Raw genomic sequence first — 20,884 nt, 5'->3', positions numbered from 1 at the left:
GCTCTCACCTCACAGGTAGATGCTCTCGTACTGCTTCTCGGTCTTTCTCCTCGCCTGCTCCATCTGCTCATGCATTTTTCTGAGCTGTTCCTCTATCATCTCTGCCTCCTTGATAAGAGGCTCCGTGGGGACCTCTATGGGCGTCAGCTTCTTGAGAACCTCAACAACGTTGGCTGCTGCCCTCGGGTCTGGTCTGTCCCCAAAGGTCTCGCCGAGGAGAACGTAGGCGTCCAAACCTTCTTTGCTTGCCTCCCATAGGAGCTTGCCACTCATGCCCATTATTGAGCCGTACTGGAGTATCTTGACGCCGAAGTTTTCCAGCTCCTTGTTGAGCTCTTCGCGCGCACCGACGCCCCAGACGTCCATTTTCTCCTTGAATAGGCCAATACCAATGCCTCCAAGAGAAATTACCTTCGCTGCGTTCATATCTTTCAGATACCTCACTAGTTCATTAGCTATTTCGCTTACCAGGGTTGGAGGCACGTAGATATCGGCAACGGCGAGGATTATGTTGTCTTTTCCGTAGAACCTTAGTGGTGGATTGGGCTTCCCCTCAAGGATGAGCGCCATCGGCGGAATGAATGGACTCTCCACGTAGCCTACCATCTCCATTCCGAGTTCCTTTGCTAAGAAGTTGGCCGCTATATGACCTACTAGGCCTATTCCGGGATATCCCTCGATGAGAATGGGGTCCTTTATCTCTGGTAGAACTATCTTGACTGGCTTCCCGTTCTCCATGTTCTCACCCAAGGAAATTTTTAGTTTCTAAAGGTTATTAAAGTTTCGGAGCTCTATTTCCACTGGAAAGGCAAGTCTTAAATAACTCAAGCCTGATTTTTACAGGGTGATGTCCAAATGCCGAGGATAGGTATCATAGGCGGTTCCGGTGTTTACGGCGTTTTTGATCCAGAAGAGACCGTCAAGGTTCACACTCCCTATGGCAGGCCTTCGGCTCCAGTGGAAATCGGGAAGATTGGGGGCGTCGAGGTCGCCTTCATACCGCGCCACGGCAAGCACCACGAGTTCCCGCCGCACGAGGTTCCATATAGGGCGAACATCTGGGCTCTCAAGGAGCTTGGCGTCGAGCGCGTCATCGGCGTAACGGCTGTTGGCTCCCTTAGAGAAGAGTATAAGCCCGGGGACATTGTAATTACTGACCAGTTCATTGACTTCACGAAGAAGAGGGAATACACCTTCTACAACGGGCCAAGGGTAGCCCACGTCAGCATGGCCGACCCCTTCTGTCCGGAAATGAGGAAAATTTTCTACGAGACGGCTAAAGAGCTCGGCTTCCCTGTCCATGAGAAGGGCACCTATGTTTGTATAGAGGGTCCAAGGTTTTCAACGAGGGCCGAGAGCTTCATGTTCAGACAGTACGCTCACATAATCGGCATGACTCTCGTTCCTGAAGTAGTTTTAGCGAGAGAACTCGGAATGTGCTACGTGAACATTGCAACCGTTACCGACTACGACGTCTGGGCTGACAAGCCCGTCGATGCCCAAGAGGTTCTCAAAGTCATGGCTGAGAACAACTATAAGGTTCAGGAGCTTCTCAAGAAGGGAATTCCGCGCATACCGAAGGAGAGGAAGTGTGGCTGTGCTGATGTGTTGAAGAGCATGTTTGTATGAGTAACCTTCCCTGTTTCTTTCTTTATGCCTGTGGCATGGCCGAAGGATTTAAGAATGTTGGAATCTGCCTCATGAGTGAAGTGGGTATAAGACGAGGGTTTGATGTGCTCGCCATATTCATTTTTGCGGGTTACACTGTCCTCCTTCCAGAGGAACACAGGTTCCTTTTTTGAGCTATTGGGGCGTTCTACTCGCGGCCTTTTGACTCTCTACAGCAGAAAAGATGTGTGAGCGGAATTTAAAAAAGCCTGGGGGATAAGCCAAAGAGTACAAGCGGAGAGAGTGCAGGTTTTTTGTTGGGGATTGTAAGGGGGGCTGATTCTTCCTTCAGAAAAGGTTCTGCAGAATAGTTTTGGACAAGTTTTTGTTTTTATAGTTTTGATGTTCTACTCTTTTAATTTTTTAATCTGACATATAGGAGAAATATAAAAACGTCATTAAAGAGTAAAACTTAAATATGAATAACACCCCTTAGCTTTCAAGGGGGCATTCATGAAGAAGTTGCTGGACCTTGTGATGCTGGTGCTGGTGATGGGTTTGGCAGTCAGCCCGGCCTTGGCAAGCGTAGATGCTGTTTCAATGTTGGAAACAAAGGCTCCCAGAACACCAGGATGCTCCTGATACTCTGGAAATATGTCTAATCATATGGGGCTCACAGAATATGTGGGGTAGTAGAGATATGTGGGTGATGCAATATGAAGATTGGATCGAAGTTTCAGGATTTTGCCCTTTATTTTGTCCTCTTTGCATTATTTGTGTACGGAATTGAGAAAGTTTATACGTTAAAGGGAAAGTTTTTGATTGTATTGGTACTTGTGGTGGGTAGCATTTACGAGTACTCCCAATTAAAAAATACAGATATACTCTCCGAGTATTTTAGTAGGTATTATAAACTTAGACATTTAATTCTCAAGAGATAATCATTTGTACGTTGGATTAACATTTTGGGTGGTGGCTGTGGAACTAAATATGTTATTGTTTGCTGGTATTTTTGGGAACAAGTATCAGAAACCATAACATAATGGGGGTTGAGCGGAATTGGAAAGAAATAGATATGTTGTCCTATCTCTTGTTTTTTTACATTTCCTCTTAGCGATTGGTTTGGTATGGAAGCATTTTTTGTCTATCACTGAAATTTTAATACTATTGGTTTTATATGTCACAATATCGGGGGTCATTTCTTATTATTTAAAGAATAACAAAATTAAATCAATAGCTGAATATACCTTATCAGTTATTGTAGATGGATACGTGGGTATGAGAATTATTCAATCTGTACGTCCCCATGATTGTGGCCCCATTTATCTCTGGATGCTTTTCATTATTTTTACGTATTTGATGGGTATCAGAAAACACATGGCTATCCGTTAAGTCTTTTGAGAGCCACGTGATTTTTATGAAACCGGACAAAATAATTAGGGAAGATTACATCAACGGCTCCTTGGCCAAGAAAATCATCATAGAAAACGGCACACAGAAAGTGATATCCTCAAACGACACTTTCGTGCTTAACACCACGGTTGATGATGTCAGTGCCCTTGACCCATTTGCGGCCATACTGAACTGAACGATTCAACGTTACAATGGAAGGTGACACCTTGATTCTCAAGCCCAACGATACTGAAAAACCTGTCTATGAAGTTAAGCTAAAAGGAAAACTTCCGAAGAGCATCACAATTAAACAGGTTTTATGGTGGAGTACATGGATGTAGAGGTGAAGACTAGTTAGCCCGTAAACTGTTGACGGTGAACTTCCAGTTTATGGCTATCCAATCAATTTTAAACAGTTTTTGACTCTTCGGGCTTTACCGTGCCTGCGAGTTTGAGGCCTATGGGGGGTGATTGATGTTGTTGACAGCAATACTGTCTGGTTTTAGTCTTATAGAGGCTATCATGCTGGAGAGCTGTTCAAGATACGCCTTGCGGACATAAACGCGCCGGAAATTTACACAAGCGATGGCAAAAAGGCATGGCGTGCCCTTACCCGGTTGATACTTGGAGAGTACGTTTACATCGATGTCGATGATATATACGAAACCGACCCATACGACCGTGTTGTCGCTGTCGTTTATCTTCCCTACTGGGACGACGGTTATGCTCTCAACGTCAATGAGTGGCTGGTTGAGAACGGCTACGCCTACATTTGGGATCACTATAACGAGTTCAACCCATACGAATGGGCTCTCTGGGTTCCCCTTTGACTTTTCTCTCTTTCCCGACATCTTTTTAACTTATCTTCTAAATACCTCCTCTTAAAAAAGAGGGTGGTAGTTATGAGCATTCTAATCAAGAACGGCTACGTGGTTTACGGCGAGAACCTTGAAGTTATCAAAGCGGACGTCCTCATCGAGAGTAATAAAATAGTGGAGGTTGCCAAAAACATCAACAAGAGCGCCGACACTGTCATAGACGCCAAGGGAAAAGTTGTTTCTCCGGGATTCGTAAATTTGCACACCCACTCTCCAATGGGACTCTTTAGGGGCTTGGCCGACGATCTGCCATTGATGGACTGGCTTCGAGAGCACATCTGGCCGAAAGAGGCTAAGCTGACAAGGGAGTACACCAAAGTCGGCGCTTATCTTGGCGCGCTGGAGATGATAAAAAGCGGGACGACGACGTTTGTGGATATGTACTTCTTCATGGATGCCGTTGCAGAGGTAACCCTCGAAAGCGGTCTGAGGGGTTATCTGAGCTACGGCATGATCGACCTGGGCGACCCCGAGAAGACGGAGAAGGAGGTAAATGAAGCTCTCAGGATAATGAAATTCATAGATGAACTTGACTCAGACAGGGTTCACTTCGTATTCGGGCCCCACGCCCCATATACCTGCTCGATAGCCCTCCTTAAAGAGGTCAGGAGACTCGCGAACGAACACGGCAAGCTCATAACCATCCACGTCAGCGAAACAATGGCCGAGATAGGTCAGATAGCTGAACGCTATGGAAAGAGCCCAGTTGTTTTGCTTGATGATATCGGATTCCTAGCTGATGATGTTATAATAGCTCACGGCGTATGGCTTGACAGCAGAGACATACAGATTCTGGCGAGACACGGCGTTACCGTCGCCCACAACCCTGCGAGCAACATGAAGCTCGCCAGCGGCGTTATGCCCCTTCAGAGGCTTCTTAATGCGGGCGTTAACGTCGGCCTTGGTACTGACGGTTCAGCGAGCAACAACAACCTCGACATGCTTGAGGAGATGAAGCTTGCGGCTCTCCTCCATAAGGTTCACAACCTCAATCCAACGGTTGCAGATGCAAGGACGGTGTTTAAAATGGCAACTCAGAACGGTGCGAGGGCACTCGGGCTCAAGGCAGGCATGATCAGGGAGAGCTACTTGGCCGACATCGCGATAATCGACTTCAACAAGCCTCACCTGAGGCCAATTAATAACGTCATCAGCCACCTCGTTTATTCGGCAAACGGCAATGATGTCGAGACAACTATAGTGGATGGAAAAGTTTTAATGCTGGATCGGGAATTACTCACTTTGGATGAGGAGAAAATCCTTAATGATACCGAACGGGTGATCGGTGAGCTAACATGATTGAGTTCGTCTTTGGGGTTGCCCTTATCGTTTCATATGTTCTCCTTTTCTATAATTACCACGCTACTGGGCGGAAGGCATTAGCTTACTACGCGCTCGCATGGTTCAGCCTTTCTGTTCACTTCTTTGTCCCGGAGAAATCTGTGTACATCGTAGGTCTGGCATTTTTTGCGTTCCTCGTTTGGCTTGGGAATCTCCGCGCCTCGGAAGAGCTCCTCTGTAATATCTCCTATGTCCGTGAGCTAAGATATTTTTCTGCTGTCCCTCTCGCAGGGCTGATATTCCTGTTTCCTGAGCATATGACGTACTCCATGGTTGTTTTGGCAGGAAGTGTGGCTTTTTCAGGGATTTACCTCCTCCTTACCAGAAACGAATCTCTCAGACTAATGGGTATCTTGGAGATGGCTTTTGCCGTCATCGTCTTTTTGAGGGGCTACTACTTTACTAACCAGTACATAGGTCTCGTTACTGCTGTCTTTGCTGTTGTTCTAGCATACGTTTCAATAAAGACGTTCCTCGATAGTTCTTTTATAGGTGAATTTGAGCTCTCTGATGTTAAACTCGAGCTCAAACACGGCCTTACAATGATGCCTTCTGTTCCCGATGACATCTTGGAAGGAGCACTCGTATTTTCTAGGGTACGTAAGGACAGATCGAACTGGTTCTGGATAACCAAGTTGTCAGAAGAGCGTGCAATAAGCCCTACGAACCTGGCCAGGATGCTTGATATGGCCGTTAAGTTCATGAAAAGTGCATCTGATCTGGGAAAGAATGCTGTCATAGTCATAGACGGGCTTGAGTACCTGATCTTAGAGAATGGTTTTGTTCCGGTGATGAAGTTTTTGTCCGCGCTGAGGGATTACTCACTTCTGAATGGGGCAACGGTAATATTGATTGGTGACGACTCTTTTCTTGATGAGAGGGAGAGGCAGATTCTTAGGAAACTTTTCGACTGAGAGGAGTATGGTTTCCTTTGGGGTTGTTATAGGGAATATCATCCGCTTTCCTGCTGAGGCGATAGTCAATACAGCCCAACTATAAGGATAGGTAAGGAAGCTATGAGAGAGCAAAGTGGGCATGGTGAAGTCGTTGTAACACCAGCTTTGGCGCTGGGGCAGTATGAATTCTCGGAGCTTTGAGAAAAGCCGATGAATTAAAAGTTAGAAGCCTTCGGCGCTTCTTATGGGAACGTTCCTTGAAACGGCGAAAGACTTTTCAGAGGAGACTAAGAGTATTAAAGAGGTTTATCTTGTGCTCTATTCCGAATAGGGACTGTGATAAGACCAGAGCGATGTTTGAAAATGGTGATCATTGAAGTCGTTTACATCTGGGATATCAACGCCAAGTGGCTTGGCATCTCACCCTTTCAGCTCATGGAAAATGCCGGCGCTGGAGTGGCAAGAGCAATAGAAGAAAAGTTTGGAAAAGGCCTTAACGTGGCAATATTCTGCGGGACGGGAAACAACGGTGGGGATGGCTTTGTTGTTGCTAGACATTTAAGCTTCGAGAATGATGTGACGGTCTTTTTGGTGGGTGATGAAATAAAAATCTAGAAGTGAGGAAGCCAGGCACAACTGGGAAATCCTTAGGAAGCTTGACTTTGTAAGGATCAAAATCCTTAAGGACTCAAGCCAGATAAAGGCTCTCAATCTTGAGGATTATGATGTTATCGTTGATGCCCTTCTTGGAGCCGGCACAAAGGGCGAGCCGCGCGAGCCGATACGTTCCGCAATTGAGAAAATCAACGAATATTCTGGAAAAGCTAGGATTGTGAGTGTTGACCTGCCAAGTGGCTATCCCTCAAGAGTTCAAGTTAAGTGCAACTTTGCTGTAACATTCCAGTGGGACAAGGAGGAGTTTGAGGGTTTTGAAAGAATCGTTGCCAAAATTGGTTATCCAAAGGAGCTTTATCACCTAGTTGGCCCCGGTGATGCGAAGTTCGCTTTAAGGAAGAGGGGCGAGCACAAGGGTCAGAACGGAAAGCTGTTAATAATCGGTGGAAGTGAGGACTACTTCGGTGCTCCTTACTTGGCGGCAAAAGCTGCCAGCTATATCGTTGATTTAGTGTATCTGGTGATGCCGGAATATCCTGCGAAGCGCATAACCGATCCAGATATTATTTAGTATGAAGATGAGGTATAGCATATTAGAACGAAGGGTATTACCTGAAACATTTAACTACAATGCTCTTTTGATTTAGGTGTTAGATTTGAGCTTTAATGTTCTTAATGAAATTCCAAAAACAGCTCTCACCCTTCCTCATAGACGACAACGTTATCTAGCAAAGCTTTCTCATTGTAGGCCATCATTCCTCCTACTTCATGAATCCATTTTATTTCGTGAGTGCCTGCTGTTAGCGAAACCTTTGCATGGTGCCATTCCCCATCTTTCGTACAGATTTTCTTTAATTTTCCATCAACGTAGAAGTGGAACCAAGTTCCAGAACCACTGCAAAGCCAATCGAATTCTATCCAACCATCCGAACGTAGTGTAACAGTTCTGTAAATAACCGCCTTCGCACCAACTGCATTGGCCGTGCTCTCCACATAGCCATCCGTGAACTTCCAGCCCGAGCAGAATTTGGAGGGGTATTGTCATCCATCTTCCGGTCCGTCATTAAAGTCATCTTCAAATATGACTTTGGGCGCTGGTGTAGGCGTTGAGATGGAACATTTTATAGTTTCATTTATTTCAGATTCTATAGTTTCAAGCGTTCTTTCAGACATTTCAAATATAGGGCTGATTGTCTTTATTAGTATTGCTACTGTTATAGCTACCATTAGTATACCTATTACTAGAGTTACAATCATTCGCATTGCGTTTAATAATAAGTAATTTCAGCCTTAAAACCCTTTCGCGGAAATAAAATACCAGCAGAAAAGAAAAGTAGGGCAGTTGAATTATACCTGAAAGGCCTTACCCGCTAACTCGCCAGAATCCTCGGGATCAGCCACACAACAGTACAAAAATTGTTGAGTTACCCGCCAAAACTCCTCGCAGTTAAAAAACAAAGAAATCTCATCGCAGTTGATGAAAAAGCTAATACAAGACTGCCTTCAACTTCTTGGGGCTGAATAGTGAACCGAAAGATTTAAGGCTGATTAGGTGAATCTAATTCCTGGTGTAGTTATGATTGCCTTTGGACCGGTTCCTTCAAGACGGCTGGGCAGGAGTCTGGGAATAAACAATATCCCCGACAAGGTTTGCTCCTACGCCTGTGTCTACTGCCAGATAGGGAGAACCCTTAAAATGTATGTCGAGAGAAGACCGTTTTATCCTACCGAGTTCATCTTTGAGGAAGTCAAGAAAAAAGTGGAAGAAGCAAAAATACGAAACGAAACAATTGATTACCTCACGTTCGTCCCCGATGGAGAGCCAACACTGGACGTAAACCTTGGGAAGGAAGTAGAACTTCTGAAAAGCCTCGACATTCCCCTCGCGATTCTCACCAACTCCTCGCTGGTGTGGATGGAGGAGGTTAGGGAAGACCTTCTCGGGTTCGATTTTATATCACTAAAAGTTGATGCCGTCACCGACGAAGTTTGGAGGAGAATAAACAGGCCCCATAGAAGGTTAAAACTCGAACGGATACTTGAAGGGATGCTTGAGCTCAGGAAGGAATTCAAAGGCAGACTTGTTACTGAGACGATGCTCATCGACTGGGATGGCTACGGGAAAGAGTTTGAGAGGGTAGCCGAGTTTCTTGGGGAGCTTAGGCCGGATAAGGCATACATAGCGGTTCCGACCAGACCCCCTTGTGAGAGATGGGTTAAACCAGCAAGAGAAGAGACGATAAACCGGGTGTTCCAGACCTTTGCCAAAGTCCTTGGCGAGGACAGGGTGGAGTACCTCATAGGCTATGAGGGGAACGCTTTTGCATTAACGGGGGACGTGGTGGAGGACCTGCTCAGCGTCACGGCCGTTCATCCCATGAGGGAAAGCGCGGTCAGAGAATTCCTAAATAAGGCCAATGCAAATTGGAGTATCATCGAGGGACTTTTAAAAGAAGGCAAGCTCATGAAACTGGAATATAGGGGGGAGAATTTCTACATGAGGAGACTCCCGAGCAGAGGTGATAAATCTCAAACTGACTAGGACAAGCGGGGATTACTTTCTGTTTTTCAGCAGTAAGAATGGAAAAGGTCTTAACCCTCTTTTTCCGATTTTCCCATGGTGATGCTGAAGACGTTTACATCTGGGATATCAACGCCAAGTGGCTTGGCATCTCACCATGGAAAATGCCGGCGCTGGAGTGGCAAGAGCAATAGAAGAAAAGTTTGTAACGTGGCAATATTCTGCGGGACGGGAAACAACGGTGGGGATGGCTTTGACATTTAAGCTTCGAGAATGATGTGACGGTCTTTTTGGTGGGTGATGAAAGAAGTGAGGAAGCCAGGCACAACTGGGAAATCCTTAGGAAGCTTGACTTAAAATCCTTAAGGACTCAAGCCAGATAAAGGCTCTCAATCTTGAGGATTCGTTGATGCCCTTCTTGGAGCCGGCACAAAGGGCGAGCCGCGCGAGCCGCAATTGAGAAAATCAACGAATATTCTGGAAAAGCTAGGATTGTCAGTGTTGTGGCTATCCCTCAAGAGTTCAAGTTAAGTGCAACTTTGCTGTAACATTCAGGAGGAGTTTGAGGGTTTTGAAAGAATCGTTGCCAAAATTGGTTATCCAATCACCTAGTTGGCCCCGGTGATGCGAAGTTCGCTTTAAGGAAGAGGGGCGTCAGAACGGAAAGCTGTTAATAATCGGTGGAAGTGAGGACTACTTCGGTGCTCCTTACTTGGCGGCAAAAGCTGCCAGCTATATCGTTGATTTAGTGTATCTGGTGATGCCGGAATATCCTGCGAAGCGCATAACCGATCCAGATATTATTCTAAGGCCAGTCGAAGGAAAGAACTTCACAAAAGTGCATCTTGAAGGAGTCTTGGCACTGGCAGAAAAGGCTGATGCCGTCCTCATAGGACCCGGTATGGGAGTGAAGGAAGAAACCAAGGAGTTTGTTAGAGAATTTGTAAAGCACTGCGAAAAGCCTTTGGTGGTAGATGCTGACGGACTAAAAGCCATAGCTGAGGACTTGAGCGTTCTCAAGGGCAAGACCTTCGTCCTAACTCCCCACGGCGGTGAGTTCAAGGCTCTCTTTGGCATTAAGCCCGGAGATTCCCTCCAGGGGAAAGTTAAACTCGTTATGAAAAAAGCGAGGGAAATTGATGGTGTTATTTTGCTCAAAGGTGCTTACGACGTCATAAGCGACGGGAAAACTTGGAAGTACAACAAAACCGGCAACAGGGGGATGACAACAGGGGGAACCGGAGATGTCCTTGCAGGCCTTGTCGGTGCATTGCTGGCTCTGGGCAACGAGCCTCTAAGGGCCGCTTCAGTTGGTGCTTTTCTCAACGGCCTCGCTGGAGACATGGTGAAGGACGAGCTCGGCGAGAACTTCACGGCATTGGAGGTGGCCAACAAGGTGCCGCACGCTGTGAAGAGAGTGATGGAGTTCTAAGTTTGATTTCTTAATATTTATCTGGAAATCTCTTTTACTTAACTTGTTTTAGCTGAGTTATGTTGTATTTGTCCGTAAAAATTATTTTTTATATTGGTTTGTAATTTACCATTGAAGAAAAAACTTTTTAAAAACTTAGCCTCAATAATCAAGTGAAAACTATCGGAGGCGAACCACTTGAAGTGTAAGCCTTTGTCGGCAGTCCTCTTGGGACTGCTGATGGTTGGAGTGACTGCCGGGAGTGCTTTGGCAGTACCAATCCAGAAGGAGCCAATAAAGCCAGATGATACAATAGGTATTGGTGCATATATAAAAAGCACTTTACATGGCTATCATGCAGTTGTTTCGGAAATAACAATCCCATTACCTCCTATAACTTTCATTACCAAGGTGCGATACTATAAAGTGAGGCATAATGAACTTGGTGGCATTGCTGTGAAAATATACCGCATTATTCCCCTGACAAAATATGCTGTAGCTTTTTATGTACCATCCAATCTCAAAGTGTGGACTTCTTCATTGAATGGGGCCCATCTGATTAATGTGGAGGATAAAGGCAGATATAAGGTTATAACTGTCGAAACAAACAGTAGATTTACTTCCAATATCCGGATGGGAATAACTTTCAATTCGGGATATGGAAAACATGGGATACTCGTTATCGGGCATATGAGCGCTTCCGTTCTTCAGAGCTATATAATGAGTTTAGCTAGTGCCGGTGGTATCATTGGAGGGTTCATGGCAACCGGAACTACCGCACTTCTCTCTGAGGCAATAGGTATAATTTTAACATTGGCATCGGGAGCGTCCTTGGATGCCTTAATATACGAGGAGGTATAGGGGTGAAGCTTGGAAAAGTCATTATCGTCTCATTTTCTTTTTTGTTCAATTTTATTGTAGGTGCATCTTTTGGTGGCTTTATTATGCCGAATGTTGTTGTTCCACTTTTTGTATATTGGCTCTATCTAAAATGTACATCCCCTAAATCTGAATTAAAATCTTTGTTTATCGATATCCTGCTGATCTCCACAGCGAGTTTAGTGGGGTGGTACTTGGGGTCATCTTAGATTGTGGGGGTGTTAATGTGGAAACTTTCCGGAAGTTTATAAATTTCATTCCTTTATTTTGGGAAGCGCTTTCTCACTTAAGAACATATTTGTTATTGCTACTTGGAGCATGGCTAATAATGACTGGCTGACTTCTGCTGTTCTAGTATTTGCCGCAATAATCGGTGCTCTCTTGAAATTGTTTATTGTGTATGGAGGTTCGATGATTTTAATATCAATAGGATTAGTGGTCTTGTACAGGATAAAAATCACTTCATGGACTGAACATGTTGTTTCTTTTTACCCCCTGGGTATTGCGGGCCTTTTAAACTTTGTCTTATACTTTATGGAAGCTTCATTTCTTTTAAGAGAAATTGTAATGCTAATTGGATGGATTTGCTCATATTTTTTGTTAGCTAGGAGCATATCTAACAGGCTTGTAGAGAAATTGCCACTGGGACTGCACATTAATGTTGCTTTGTCTGGTGTGTTAATGCTATTTATTTTTCCTCCTGTTCTGTGATAAAGCCTCATGACAATGAACATACGACCATTCAGTATGATTACCTCAATATTCAATACAAAACTCCCTAGGGGTGAACTTCATGAAATGGAAACCATTGATGGCAGTTCTCATTGGACTGCTGATGGTTGGGGTAGTGAAAGTGCTTTGGCAGCTACTGGATATTTCAGTATTGGGTGTGGAAGTTGGGATGAACGATATCTTTTTATTTTTTGGGGCTATGGCCGCCGTAACCCCCTGGACTGTCCTGCTGGTTGGAATAGTGGTACATGTCAATAAAATTAAGTACCCATATTCTTCAGCTTTGAGTACAAGCGTGGCCTTTTTGCTTGGAGAGTATTTGGAGCACCTTTCGGATATCTTCTACTGGGTGACAAATTTTTGGCTTGGTGGACTTCTTCAGGAGATTAACTACCATGTTGATTGGCATAAAATTGTGGATTCCAGCGTTGTTATTCGGGGCATCTGTGATTGGGATACCGAGGGCGGGTTTTCAAAAATACAAAGAAACTCGGAGGGATACCAATGAGGACGGTCAGTAAATTGTTATCCTCTTAAACTAATCCTAAAGGCTCTACCGAGTTTGGAAACCTACTTTGAATCAACTATGCCACTCGCATTAGCTGGCATGACTGGATCAATACTAAGGCTTTTCTACAATGGTTAGGTGCCTTTTAGGATAATCGTGGAGCAGATAGCTCTAATGATAGGGTTAATCCCCGCTATGCCACTGCTGGGTAGAGGATTGAGCATCGGGAAGAAGTCCTGTTCACCTTGCGCTTTGGGAGGACTTTCAGTATTTTTGATCCGGACGTTTCTACTGTTCAGGGCCGGGTTGGCATTAGGATCCGAAGAAACGCTCGGCCTGAAGAGGCCGAGAGAATAATGAGATGAGGAAAAATTTACCTAACCCCACAGTAGCTCTAGACGGAGTAGCCGTAGTAGCCATTGGCAGAGTCATGAGGTAGAGCAGTAAGCTCAACCCATCCGTCGTACTGAACGTGCCTGTCCACCCAATCCCCCTGATTGCCTGTGTACTCGTGTATGCATGAGCCAGCAAACTTCGGAACGTAGACCCACCTGCCGGTTTTGCTTGATTATTGTTATCAAAAGCCTCATCCATCTTGTAGTTTTCACTTCGCAATCCTGCCCTTTCTGCGCCAACTTTTTAGCGGGTTTTAATGAGGTCCCTCAAACATTCCTGCCGTTGGCGGGGGTTATTGATTAGAGCTATGAGCTCCTGCTTTGAGCCGAACCTCGTTTCTACCGTCTCCTTTTGGCCATATTCGCCGAGGTCGAAGTGGTCGTATGGACCATAGTCCACGGAATAGCTGCCGCTCATGTCTTTACTCGCCGGCGGCAGCCATATTGCGGCTATGCCTGCTTGAGACCACTCAGGCACTTTAGCCCTTATTGTATCCCACTAGATTCCACCCATGGGCACATCTCAGTAGAAGGCCTGCATTATGACTCTGCCGTTTTCCAGTGTTTCCCCCTGGCTGGACTTCAAACAGGCTCATGGAAATCAGAACAGCTATCAAAACTGCAACGGCTGCTTTTCTGGCCATGATATCACCCCAAGTAAGACTGGTCACAATATATCACTGATGGTGAAATATTTAAGCTTTGCCACCAATGTGCATTAGTGAACGTAATTGCTCACTCACTGACGATGACAATGAAACTTCATGTTTTATCGGGAGGATAAAAAGAAGCTTCAGAACTCCACGAGCTTCTTTACTTCCTTGGCTTTCTCGCAGAGCTCGCAGCTTTGAAGGAAGACGAGCATGTTGAGAAGGTGGAAGAGCTCTATTTCCGTCAGATCCACCCCAGCTTGAGATACCCTCTTGATTATGGGCTGGGAGTTGAGTTCGATTTCGTTGAGTACTACTTTGATGAGGCGCTTCAGCTTTTCTCGATCCTTTATTCTGACTCCTGCCTTCTCGAGGATCTGGACGAGCTTCTCGGCCTCCACCTGGAGATAGGCCTCTCTGAACTCCTCCACACTCTCGTCCAGGTCTGACTTTATGAGGAACAGCCTCGCCACCCTAGTGTAAATCCTCTCGTTTCCGTCACTGTTGAGCTCCTCGATGAGTCCTGCGTTCTCGAGCATCTTCACATGTCGATAGACGGTTGTCCTGTCCTTTCCAAGGGCCTCGCTGAGTTCGTTAATCGTCATTGGGTGCTCCTTGAGGAGTTGCAGAATCCTGAATCGGGTTTCCTCCGAGAGTACTTTGACCTTTTCAGGTTCCGTGATAATGAGGACTTCCCTCACTTAATACTCCTCCAGCTTGTCCTGAGGCGTTTCGCCTTCTTCGACAATTTTCTTTCCGGCCGCGACCATGTCTATGCTGTGTACGACCCCGCCGAATTCCTCGATGGTTCTGACTATCTCCTCGTAGTCCAGGTTGTCACCGACCATTGTTATCTTGACGTTTTCGGTCTCTTTGTCTATTTCCACGAGGGTTATGTTGACCCCATCGACTCCCTCAAGTTCACTGAGTCCCAGGGCTAGCTCAGTCACTATCGGCTGGTGTGGTTTAAGCACGTCCAAAACGAGAAGCCTTATTCCCCTTGCCATAGTTCATCGCTTCCAGTTTCACTCTTACTTTTTAAGTATTTTCCCGAGTTTCTTGAGAAGCTCAATGGCTTCCTCGTCCCTACCCATCTTGGACATTGCCAGCCACTCTATAGCGTGGATTATGTCCTCGTTGGAGAACTCCTTCAGCCTCTCTTCGTTGGCTTCTATTTCGTTGGATATATCTGTCTTGTATTCGTGCTCCTTCCTGAGGAGTTGGTCCATTACATCCAGCAGCTCCTCGTCGTTGAACTCATAACCAAGGGTCTTGAATATCTCAAGCTTCGTTTTGAGCCGTGACCTGGCTAAGTAGCGGAGCTCCTCGTCGCCGAGGTAGAGGTTTATGTAGAAGGCATCCGCCGTCCTGCCGTAGTACTTCTCCACAAGGTTTCCCTTCATTTCGGTCCTCTTGACCTCAACGAGGCCAGCCTCTTTGAGCTTCTCGATATGATGGTAAATTGTCTGGGGTGTCTTTCCCAGAATCTCGCTGAGCTGGGAAATCGTCATTTCCCTGTTCCTTAACAGTCCTAATATCTTCCTCCGAGTATCTTCAAGCATCAATTTTATTATCTCTGGGTCAGTTATGACTTTAATCTTTGCCATCGCTCCCACCCAATTTAAACGTTCTAACGGTTCTTTGAACGTTCTGGCATATAACCCTTTTGCTTTCGGCGGTAGGTTTATATATGTCAAGGCTGCCCTCCACTTGAAAGATTTGCGGATAAAATATCCAATGGGTGAGTGGCATGGAGCGCAAGGAACTTGTCCATGGGATCATAATTTCGGCGGTTGTTTTGGGTTTTTATGTTCTCTCGAGGGTTTTAATGTCTGCTCAAATGTCTCTCCTTCTACTTGGTGTGGCTTTTGTTCTGTTCTTCACTGAGATAATCCCTATTGCATTTACCGCCGTCCTCGTCCCTGTGGTGCTCTCCGTAACAGGAATTCTTGACGCAAATACGGCCTTCTCCTATTTCGGTTACAAATGGGTCATAGTGTTCCTCTTTATGTTCATGGTAGGGGAAGGCCTCTTCAGGACAGGCGCGGCTCAAAAAATCGGTGAGCTTGTCGTCAGAATCTCCGGAACAAGCGAGGTTCGTCTTATGCTCTTCATTATGATAGTTACGGCAATCCTCAGCGGTTTTCTCAGCAACACCGCAACCACCGTCGCCTTACTGCCAATTGTCGTTGCTGCCTCTCGCTCGGCTGGAATAAGTCCCAAGCGAATGCTTCTTCCGCTGGCCTGGGCTGCTTCGCTAGGCGGAACTCTCACGGTCATTGGAACACCACCCAATGGAATAGTCAATAGCGTTTTAGAAGAGATGAGCCTTCAGCCTTTTGGCTTCTTTGAGTTTGGAAAAATAGGACTTCCTCTGACGATACTCGGTATAGCCCTGGCGGTAACAGTTGGAAGGAGGTTTCTGCCGAGTTCAGAAGCGTCATTCAGTGGGAGAGCTATCTCAGAACTCGAAGAGGTCCGGGAGGACAGAATGTGGATGGCGATAGTCATCTTCGTACTGACCATACTTGCCATGATGCTCAAGCTCCTTCCGTATCAGACGGCTGCAGCACTTGGGGCCGTCCTTATGGTGGCCTTTGGTATAATCTCTGCTAAAGAGGCCTTCAACTCCGTCAGTTGGACAACTGTCTTCCTCTTCGCTGGAATGCTCCCACTGAGTAAGGCGATGGAAGTAACTGGGGCAGCGGAGATGGTAGGAAAGGCCGTCACCGGCTATATTCACTCTCATTATATTCTCCTGCTGGCGATAATGGTTATAGCCTTCCTTCTCGGCAACAGCATGTCCCACACGGCTACAACAGCCATACTATCACCTTTAGCTGTGAGCATTTCCCAGTCTGCTGGTATAAGCCCCTACCCGCTCCTAATGGCGATAGCAATGACCTCATCAATAGGGTTCTGGACGCCGGTTTCAACGCCACCCAACACAATAGTCTTCGGCCCTGGGGAATATAGCTTCATGGACTACATAAGGGCGGGAGCAATAATAGAAATTCCTCTCTTCATAGCGCTCTACCTCATGATAATCTTCCTCTATCCATTTGATTTTTAGAGAGGGAAAACTTAAATAGAACTGACCGAAAAAATTTCGGAGGTGAATGAGATGGGAGCACCAAAACTGGACTTCATGTTTTACCCGAAAAGCGTGGCTGTTATAGGCGCTTCAAATGTTCCAGGAAAGGTTGGAAACTCGATAATGCGCTCGATAACCCTCAACTTCGATGGTAATGTCTACGCCGTCAACGTCAAAGGTGGTGAGGTTGAGGTCAACGGGAGGAAGTTCCCCGTTTACAGGAGCATTAAAGAAATTCCCGACGAGGTTGACGTCGCGGTCATAGCCGTTCCGGCCAAGTTTGCTCCTGATGTCCTCGATGAGTGTGGCGAGAAGGGCGTCAAGGGTGTGGTTGTTATTTCCGCCGGCTTCAAAGAGGCTGGAAACATAGAGCTTGAAGAAGAGCTCGTTAAGAGGGCTAAGAAGTGGGACATTCGCTTGGTTGGCCCCAACTGTCTTGGTGTTACCAACCTTGAGAACGGCTTCGATTGCAACTTTAACCCGCCGGAGAGGCAGGCGAGGCCACCCTTCGGAAAAATCGCCTTCATGAGCCAGAGCGGTGCCTTTGGAGCCGCTATTCTCGACTGGGCTGCCAACCACAGGATAGGTATGAGCAAGTTCATCAGCCTTGGAAACATGGCTGACTTAGATGAGAGCGACTTCATGGCTTATCTCGGCGAGGACCCCAAGACCGGAGTTATCACCGGTTACATCGAGGGCGTCAAAGACGGAAGGAAGTTCTTCGAGACGGCTAAGGAGGTTACTCTCAGGAAGCCCGTCATAATCCTTAAGGCCGGAAGGACCGAGGCCGGCGCTAAGGCGGCGGCTTCCCACACCGGCTCGCTCGCAGGTTCATACAAGATATACGAGGCTGTCTTTGAGCAGACCGGGGTTCTCTCGGCCAAGAGCATGAGGCAGCTTTTCAACTACGCCAAAGCTTTAGCCATGCAGAAGCCCGCTAAAGGCAACCGCGTCGCTATAGTCACAAACGGCGGCGGTGCCGGAGTCATGATGAGCGATGGCCTGCTTGAGCGTGGAATGGAGCTTGCCGAGTTCACCGAGCAGACTAATGAGCGCTTTAGGAAGGACATAGAAGAGGGCAAGCTCCCGCACCACATGAGCTACAAGAACCCGATAGACGTCATTGGCGACGCCCCGTCCAGCAGGTACGAGAGGGCCATGCGCTACGCCCTTGAGGACCCGAACGTTGACGTTCTTGTCGTTATCGCACTCTTCCAGAGTCCCGCTCTCGACGAGGGAATTGTTGATGCTGTTGCAAAGATGCAGGAATACGGCAAGCCTATAGTCTTCGTCGCTCCGGGAGGAGACTACCCGCACAAGATGGCAAGGAACATCGAGCAGAAGGGCGTCCCGGTCTACGAGACCGTTGAGGACGGAGTTGATGCCGTCTATGCCCTTGTCAGGTACGGCGAGTGGCTGAGGGAGAATGGAAAACTTTAAATTCTCTTCTTCCCTTTCCATTCCCATGCCCGGTGATTGTTTTTGGCCTTGGTGAAGCCTTCCTCTTCTGGTTGAGCTTAGCCCTGAGTTTCGTTTCCACTGGAACTGGAGGTGCTTTGAATGGACGAGTTTAAGGTTACCCCATGGGACGTTGAGGGTTTGGTGGACTACAACAAGCTGATAGAGGAGTTTGGAACGAGTCCTTTGACGGACGAGCTGCTTGAGAAGACCGCCCAGCTGACCAAGAGCGAGCTACCGCTCTACTTCAGGAGGAGGTTCTTCTTCTCCCACAGGGACTACGATAAGGTTCTCCAGGACTATGAGAGCGGAAAGGGCTTCTTCCTCTACACCGGGAGGGGTCCGAGCGGGCCGATGCACATAGGCCACATCATACCCTTCTTCGCGACGAAGTGGCTCCAGGAGAAGTTCAAGGTGAACCTCTACATCCAGATAACCGACGACGAGAAGTTTCTGTTCAAGGACAAGCTCACCTTTGAGGACACCAGGTACTGGGCCTACCAGAACATCCTTGATATAATAGCGGTCGGCTTCGATCCGGACAGGACCTTCATCTTTCAGGACAGTGAGTTCACCCAGATTTACGAGATGGCCATTCCGATAGCCAAGAAGATAAACTTCTCGATGGCGAGGGCAGTGTTCGGCTTTACCGAGCAGAGCAAGATTGGAATGATTTTTTATCCTGCAATACAAGCCGCTCCGACCTTCTTCGAGAAGAAGCGCTGTCTGATTCCAGCGGCAATAGACCAGGACCCCTACTGGAGACTGCAGAGAGACTTCGCTGAAAGCCTTGGCTACTACAAGACGGCAGCTTTGCACAGCAAGTTCGTGCCCGGTCTGATGGGTCTCGAAGGCAAGATGAGCGCCAGCAAGCCTGAAACAGCGGTTTACCTCACCGACGATCCGGAGGAGGCCGGCAAAAAAATCTGGAAGTACACCCTGACCGGTGGTCAGCCGACGCTCAAAGAGCAACGCGAAAAGGGAGGAAACCCCGAGAAGTGCGTCGTCTTCAAATGGCTGGAGATATTCTTCGAGGAGGACGACAAAAAGCTAATGGAGCGCTACCACGCCTGTAAGGCCGGAGAGCTGACTTGTGGGGAGTGCAAGCGCTACCTCATCAAGAAGGTGCAGGAGTTCCTCATTGACCACCAAAAAAAGCGCAAGGAGGCCGAAAAGCAGGTAGAGAAGTTCAAGTACACCGGTGAGCTTGCTAGGGAGCAGTGGGAGAGGAGCATCCCGGAGCCGCTGAAGGGTTGAGGCCCCAGTTTTTACTTCCTTTTCTAAAGTTTTTTGTACTTCTTTGGGTTTGAATTTTACTAGTGGGTAAAATGCAGAGGGCATCGCTTTTGGTCCCTCTTGTAGTCTTCATGGTCATAGTGAGCGGCTGTCTCGGGGAAAGCGGCACGTCAACGAGCACTTCCAGCCTTACCCCTTCCAGTAGAGCCTCCAATTTCGCGGTGCTATATCCGGAAAATCCTAGGATCGAAAACCTGACACCCGTGAGCGACGATCCCCTGTGGGATGAGCTCATCTCATCAACTTGGTTCAGCGCGGCAACCTGAGCATTGAGTACGATGGGGAACTGATACGCGGGCACTACGAGTTCGTGCTGAGCAATCTCTCGGAGAAGGTGATTTATTTCATGCTCTCCCACCTCAATGACAACCCGGGCTTCCTGAGGGTCAACCTCACGATTGAAGGCATCTCCATTGACTTCTCACGGCTTGACGAGCACAGGATAGTTGAGAAGCATGGCTATCTGTCCATCTACGCGGTGAGGTTCAACTCCTCGGAGGAAACCCTTCGCGGGGAGCTCACCTACGTGCTGAACTATAGCGCCTTCGTGGAATTAACCTACCACTACACCGGCTCGCCGCTTACTTGGTGGGAGATAAACGCGGTTTCCACCGGTCTGAACCTCTCATACTCTCTGCCCGATGGATACACCCTTGTCTTACCTGGCTACGGCTTCTTCAACTCCACCGGCCGGCTCAGCGGCCCTAAGCTCCTGTATGCCTTCGGTGAGGCGTTTATCTACCGCTGGGACATCGTTACCGAGAACTTCACAACGGCAGGCATCGAAGTTACGGCCTACATTCCGCATGAGAAGTACGACCCGGTTATCTGGCGGAAGATGAAGCGCTTAATAGCACTCTCCCTCGGACTGTACATCAACGTCACCGGCGTTGCACCGCTTGAGAATTTATCTGTGGTGTTTGAGCCCTACTACAACATCGGGCACGGCATGGAGATGCCGGAGGTCAATTCGGTTGTTCTGGGTGTCAGAGAGGGTTTTGGCGACCTTGTCCACTGCAACCTGGCATTTGTGTTCTACGATTGCCCACATGTGGTTCGCCGGCTACGTAAAGCTCGGCTACCTCGACGAGAGCTTCGCCACTTACTTCCAGATGCTTGCCACCACCCACTACGCGCTTGCGAGCTACATTACCATATTTGACCACATAGAAGACTTCGTTGCCGAATACGGCACATCCAGACCGACTAT

The 20,884-nt window shown here is 47.3% G+C and carries 20 protein-coding genes and 5 pseudogenes; 17 read left to right on the top strand and 8 right to left on the bottom strand.

What is annotated here, in order from left to right:
- Positions 1–9 precede the first annotated feature (9 nt).
- Complete coding sequence (locus A7C91_RS03895; protein ID WP_068665075.1) at positions 10–738, bottom strand: proteasome assembly chaperone family protein; 729 nt, start codon at positions 736–738, stop codon at positions 10–12.
- A gap of 117 nt (positions 739–855) precedes the next feature.
- Here A7C91_RS03895 and A7C91_RS03890 point away from each other — a divergent pair, with 117 nt between their 5' ends.
- From A7C91_RS03890 to A7C91_RS03865, 7 genes and pseudogenes are all read left to right on the top strand, one after another.
- A complete protein-coding gene (locus A7C91_RS03890) occupies positions 856–1,629 on the top strand; it encodes an S-methyl-5'-thioadenosine phosphorylase (RefSeq protein WP_068665073.1) in 774 nt (257 codons plus the stop codon).
- A 492-nt stretch (positions 1,630–2,121) separates the two neighbouring features.
- Positions 2,122–2,250 (top strand): hypothetical protein, encoded by a 129-nt coding sequence (locus A7C91_RS12140; protein WP_267886254.1) that lies wholly within the window; start codon positions 2,122–2,124, stop codon positions 2,248–2,250.
- A gap of 766 nt (positions 2,251–3,016) precedes the next feature.
- Positions 3,017–3,196 carry a hypothetical protein gene (locus A7C91_RS11085; protein ID WP_199920105.1) on the top strand — a complete coding sequence of 60 codons (180 nt, stop codon included), beginning with the start codon at positions 3,017–3,019 and terminating at the stop codon, positions 3,194–3,196.
- A gap of 337 nt (positions 3,197–3,533) precedes the next feature.
- Positions 3,534–3,830: a thermonuclease family protein gene (locus A7C91_RS03880; protein WP_324609532.1), complete on the top strand. Its 297-nt coding sequence runs from the start codon at positions 3,534–3,536 to the stop codon at positions 3,828–3,830.
- Positions 3,831–3,902: 72 nt separating this feature from the next.
- A complete protein-coding gene (locus tag A7C91_RS03875) occupies positions 3,903–5,177 on the top strand; it encodes an amidohydrolase family protein (RefSeq protein WP_068665070.1) in 1,275 nt (424 codons plus the stop codon).
- Positions 5,174–6,133, top strand: a complete 960-nt coding sequence (locus tag A7C91_RS03870; RefSeq protein ID WP_068665067.1) for a DUF835 domain-containing protein — start codon at positions 5,174–5,176, stop codon at positions 6,131–6,133. Before A7C91_RS03875 ends, A7C91_RS03870 begins: the two co-directional genes overlap by 4 nt.
- Positions 6,134–6,481: 348 nt before the next feature.
- Positions 6,482–7,298, top strand: a pseudogene (locus A7C91_RS03865) (NAD(P)H-hydrate epimerase); the annotation flags it as partial.
- 128 nt (positions 7,299–7,426) lie between these two features.
- On the opposite strand, the gene A7C91_RS03860 reads toward A7C91_RS03865, so the two are convergent.
- The gene (locus A7C91_RS03860) at positions 7,427–7,723 is read right to left on the bottom strand and encodes a hypothetical protein (RefSeq protein WP_068665066.1); all 297 of its coding nucleotides are present in this window, start codon (positions 7,721–7,723) and stop codon (positions 7,427–7,429) included.
- 48 nt (positions 7,724–7,771) lie between these two features.
- Positions 7,772–7,993: a hypothetical protein gene (locus A7C91_RS11080; RefSeq protein WP_199920104.1), complete on the bottom strand. Its 222-nt coding sequence runs from the start codon at positions 7,991–7,993 to the stop codon at positions 7,772–7,774.
- 18 nt (positions 7,994–8,011) lie between these two features.
- Here A7C91_RS11080 and A7C91_RS11075 point away from each other — a divergent pair.
- The 6 genes and pseudogenes from A7C91_RS11075 to A7C91_RS03830 form a co-directional block, all read left to right on the top strand.
- Positions 8,012–8,212: pseudogene (locus A7C91_RS11075) on the top strand (IS6 family transposase); the annotation flags it as partial.
- A 94-nt stretch (positions 8,213–8,306) separates the two neighbouring features.
- Positions 8,307–9,272 (top strand): radical SAM protein, encoded by a 966-nt coding sequence (locus A7C91_RS03855; protein ID WP_068665064.1) that lies wholly within the window; start codon positions 8,307–8,309, stop codon positions 9,270–9,272.
- A gap of 38 nt (positions 9,273–9,310) precedes the next feature.
- Positions 9,311–10,683: pseudogene (locus A7C91_RS03850) on the top strand (NAD(P)H-hydrate dehydratase).
- A 219-nt stretch (positions 10,684–10,902) separates the two neighbouring features.
- Positions 10,903–11,523, top strand: coding sequence for a hypothetical protein (locus A7C91_RS03845; RefSeq protein ID WP_199920103.1), 621 nt, complete (start codon positions 10,903–10,905; stop codon positions 11,521–11,523).
- Positions 11,524–11,808: 285 nt separating this feature from the next.
- Positions 11,809–12,252, top strand: a complete 444-nt coding sequence (locus tag A7C91_RS03835; RefSeq protein WP_199920102.1) for a hypothetical protein — start codon at positions 11,809–11,811, stop codon at positions 12,250–12,252.
- An 82-nt stretch (positions 12,253–12,334) separates the two neighbouring features.
- Positions 12,335–12,781 (top strand): hypothetical protein, encoded by a 447-nt coding sequence (locus tag A7C91_RS03830; protein ID WP_068665055.1) that lies wholly within the window; start codon positions 12,335–12,337, stop codon positions 12,779–12,781.
- 394 nt (positions 12,782–13,175) lie between these two features.
- Here A7C91_RS03830 and A7C91_RS10740 read toward each other — a convergent pair.
- The 5 genes and pseudogenes from A7C91_RS10740 to A7C91_RS03810 all read right to left on the bottom strand — a co-directional run.
- A pseudogene (locus tag A7C91_RS10740) lies at positions 13,176–13,334 on the bottom strand (alpha-amylase domain-containing protein); the annotation flags it as partial.
- 137 nt (positions 13,335–13,471) lie between these two features.
- A pseudogene (locus A7C91_RS12315) lies at positions 13,472–13,738 on the bottom strand (alpha-amylase); the annotation flags it as partial.
- Positions 13,739–13,969: 231 nt separating this feature from the next.
- Positions 13,970–14,527: an ArsR/SmtB family transcription factor gene (locus tag A7C91_RS03820; RefSeq protein ID WP_068665051.1), complete on the bottom strand. Its 558-nt coding sequence runs from the start codon at positions 14,525–14,527 to the stop codon at positions 13,970–13,972.
- Positions 14,528–14,833 (bottom strand): DUF211 domain-containing protein, encoded by a 306-nt coding sequence (locus tag A7C91_RS03815; protein WP_068665049.1) that lies wholly within the window; start codon positions 14,831–14,833, stop codon positions 14,528–14,530.
- Between the two features lie 24 nt (positions 14,834–14,857).
- A complete protein-coding gene (locus tag A7C91_RS03810; RefSeq protein ID WP_068665047.1) occupies positions 14,858–15,433 on the bottom strand; it encodes a winged helix-turn-helix domain-containing protein in 576 nt (191 codons plus the stop codon).
- A gap of 143 nt (positions 15,434–15,576) precedes the next feature.
- Between A7C91_RS03810 and A7C91_RS03805 the strand changes: the two genes are divergently transcribed.
- The 4 genes from A7C91_RS03805 (at position 15,577) to A7C91_RS03790 (ending at position 20,836) form a co-directional block, all read left to right on the top strand.
- Positions 15,577–16,899: an SLC13 family permease gene (locus A7C91_RS03805; protein WP_068665045.1), complete on the top strand. Its 1,323-nt coding sequence runs from the start codon at positions 15,577–15,579 to the stop codon at positions 16,897–16,899.
- Positions 16,900–16,950: 51 nt separating this feature from the next.
- Entirely contained in the window at positions 16,951–18,360 is a 1,410-nt protein-coding gene (locus A7C91_RS03800) for an acetate--CoA ligase family protein (RefSeq protein WP_068665043.1), read from the top strand.
- A gap of 120 nt (positions 18,361–18,480) precedes the next feature.
- Complete coding sequence (locus tag A7C91_RS03795) at positions 18,481–19,635, top strand: tryptophan--tRNA ligase (protein WP_068665041.1); 1,155 nt, start codon at positions 18,481–18,483, stop codon at positions 19,633–19,635.
- Positions 19,636–19,918: 283 nt separating this feature from the next.
- On the top strand, positions 19,919–20,836 hold the full coding sequence (locus A7C91_RS03790) for a hypothetical protein (RefSeq protein WP_068665039.1): 918 nt from the start codon (positions 19,919–19,921) through the stop codon (positions 20,834–20,836).
- Positions 20,837–20,884: the final 48 nt, after the last annotated feature.

This window comes from Thermococcus piezophilus, from assembly GCF_001647085.1.
Taxonomy (GTDB): Archaea; Methanobacteriota_B; Thermococci; order Thermococcales; family Thermococcaceae; genus Thermococcus; species Thermococcus piezophilus.
The sequence above is the reverse complement of the archived record's forward strand: the minus strand, read 5'-3'. Positions and strand labels throughout refer to the sequence as shown.

What these genes read in the sequence shown, in the direction of transcription:
- A7C91_RS03895 (WP_068665075.1), bottom strand. Translation starts at nt 738, where the DNA reads ATGGAGAACGGGAAGCCAGTCAAGATAGTTCTACCAGAGATAAAGGAC.
- A7C91_RS03890 (WP_068665073.1), top strand. Translation starts at nt 856, where the DNA reads ATGCCGAGGATAGGTATCATAGGCGGTTCCGGTGTTTACGGCGTTTTT.
- A7C91_RS12140 (WP_267886254.1), top strand. Translation starts at nt 2,122, where the DNA reads ATGAAGAAGTTGCTGGACCTTGTGATGCTGGTGCTGGTGATGGGTTTG.
- A7C91_RS03875 (WP_068665070.1), top strand. Translation starts at nt 3,903, where the DNA reads ATGAGCATTCTAATCAAGAACGGCTACGTGGTTTACGGCGAGAACCTT.
- A7C91_RS03870 (WP_068665067.1), top strand. Translation starts at nt 5,174, where the DNA reads ATGATTGAGTTCGTCTTTGGGGTTGCCCTTATCGTTTCATATGTTCTC.
- A7C91_RS11080 (WP_199920104.1), bottom strand. Translation starts at nt 7,993, where the DNA reads ATGCGAATGATTGTAACTCTAGTAATAGGTATACTAATGGTAGCTATA.
- A7C91_RS03855 (WP_068665064.1), top strand. Translation starts at nt 8,307, where the DNA reads ATGATTGCCTTTGGACCGGTTCCTTCAAGACGGCTGGGCAGGAGTCTG.
- A7C91_RS03845 (WP_199920103.1), top strand. Translation starts at nt 10,903, where the DNA reads ATGGTTGGAGTGACTGCCGGGAGTGCTTTGGCAGTACCAATCCAGAAG.
- A7C91_RS03830 (WP_068665055.1), top strand. Translation starts at nt 12,335, where the DNA reads ATGAAATGGAAACCATTGATGGCAGTTCTCATTGGACTGCTGATGGTT.
- A7C91_RS03815 (WP_068665049.1), bottom strand. Translation starts at nt 14,833, where the DNA reads ATGGCAAGGGGAATAAGGCTTCTCGTTTTGGACGTGCTTAAACCACAC.
- A7C91_RS03810 (WP_068665047.1), bottom strand. Translation starts at nt 15,433, where the DNA reads ATGGCAAAGATTAAAGTCATAACTGACCCAGAGATAATAAAATTGATG.
- A7C91_RS03805 (WP_068665045.1), top strand. Translation starts at nt 15,577, where the DNA reads ATGGAGCGCAAGGAACTTGTCCATGGGATCATAATTTCGGCGGTTGTT.
- A7C91_RS03800 (WP_068665043.1), top strand. Translation starts at nt 16,951, where the DNA reads ATGGGAGCACCAAAACTGGACTTCATGTTTTACCCGAAAAGCGTGGCT.
- A7C91_RS03795 (WP_068665041.1), top strand. Translation starts at nt 18,481, where the DNA reads ATGGACGAGTTTAAGGTTACCCCATGGGACGTTGAGGGTTTGGTGGAC.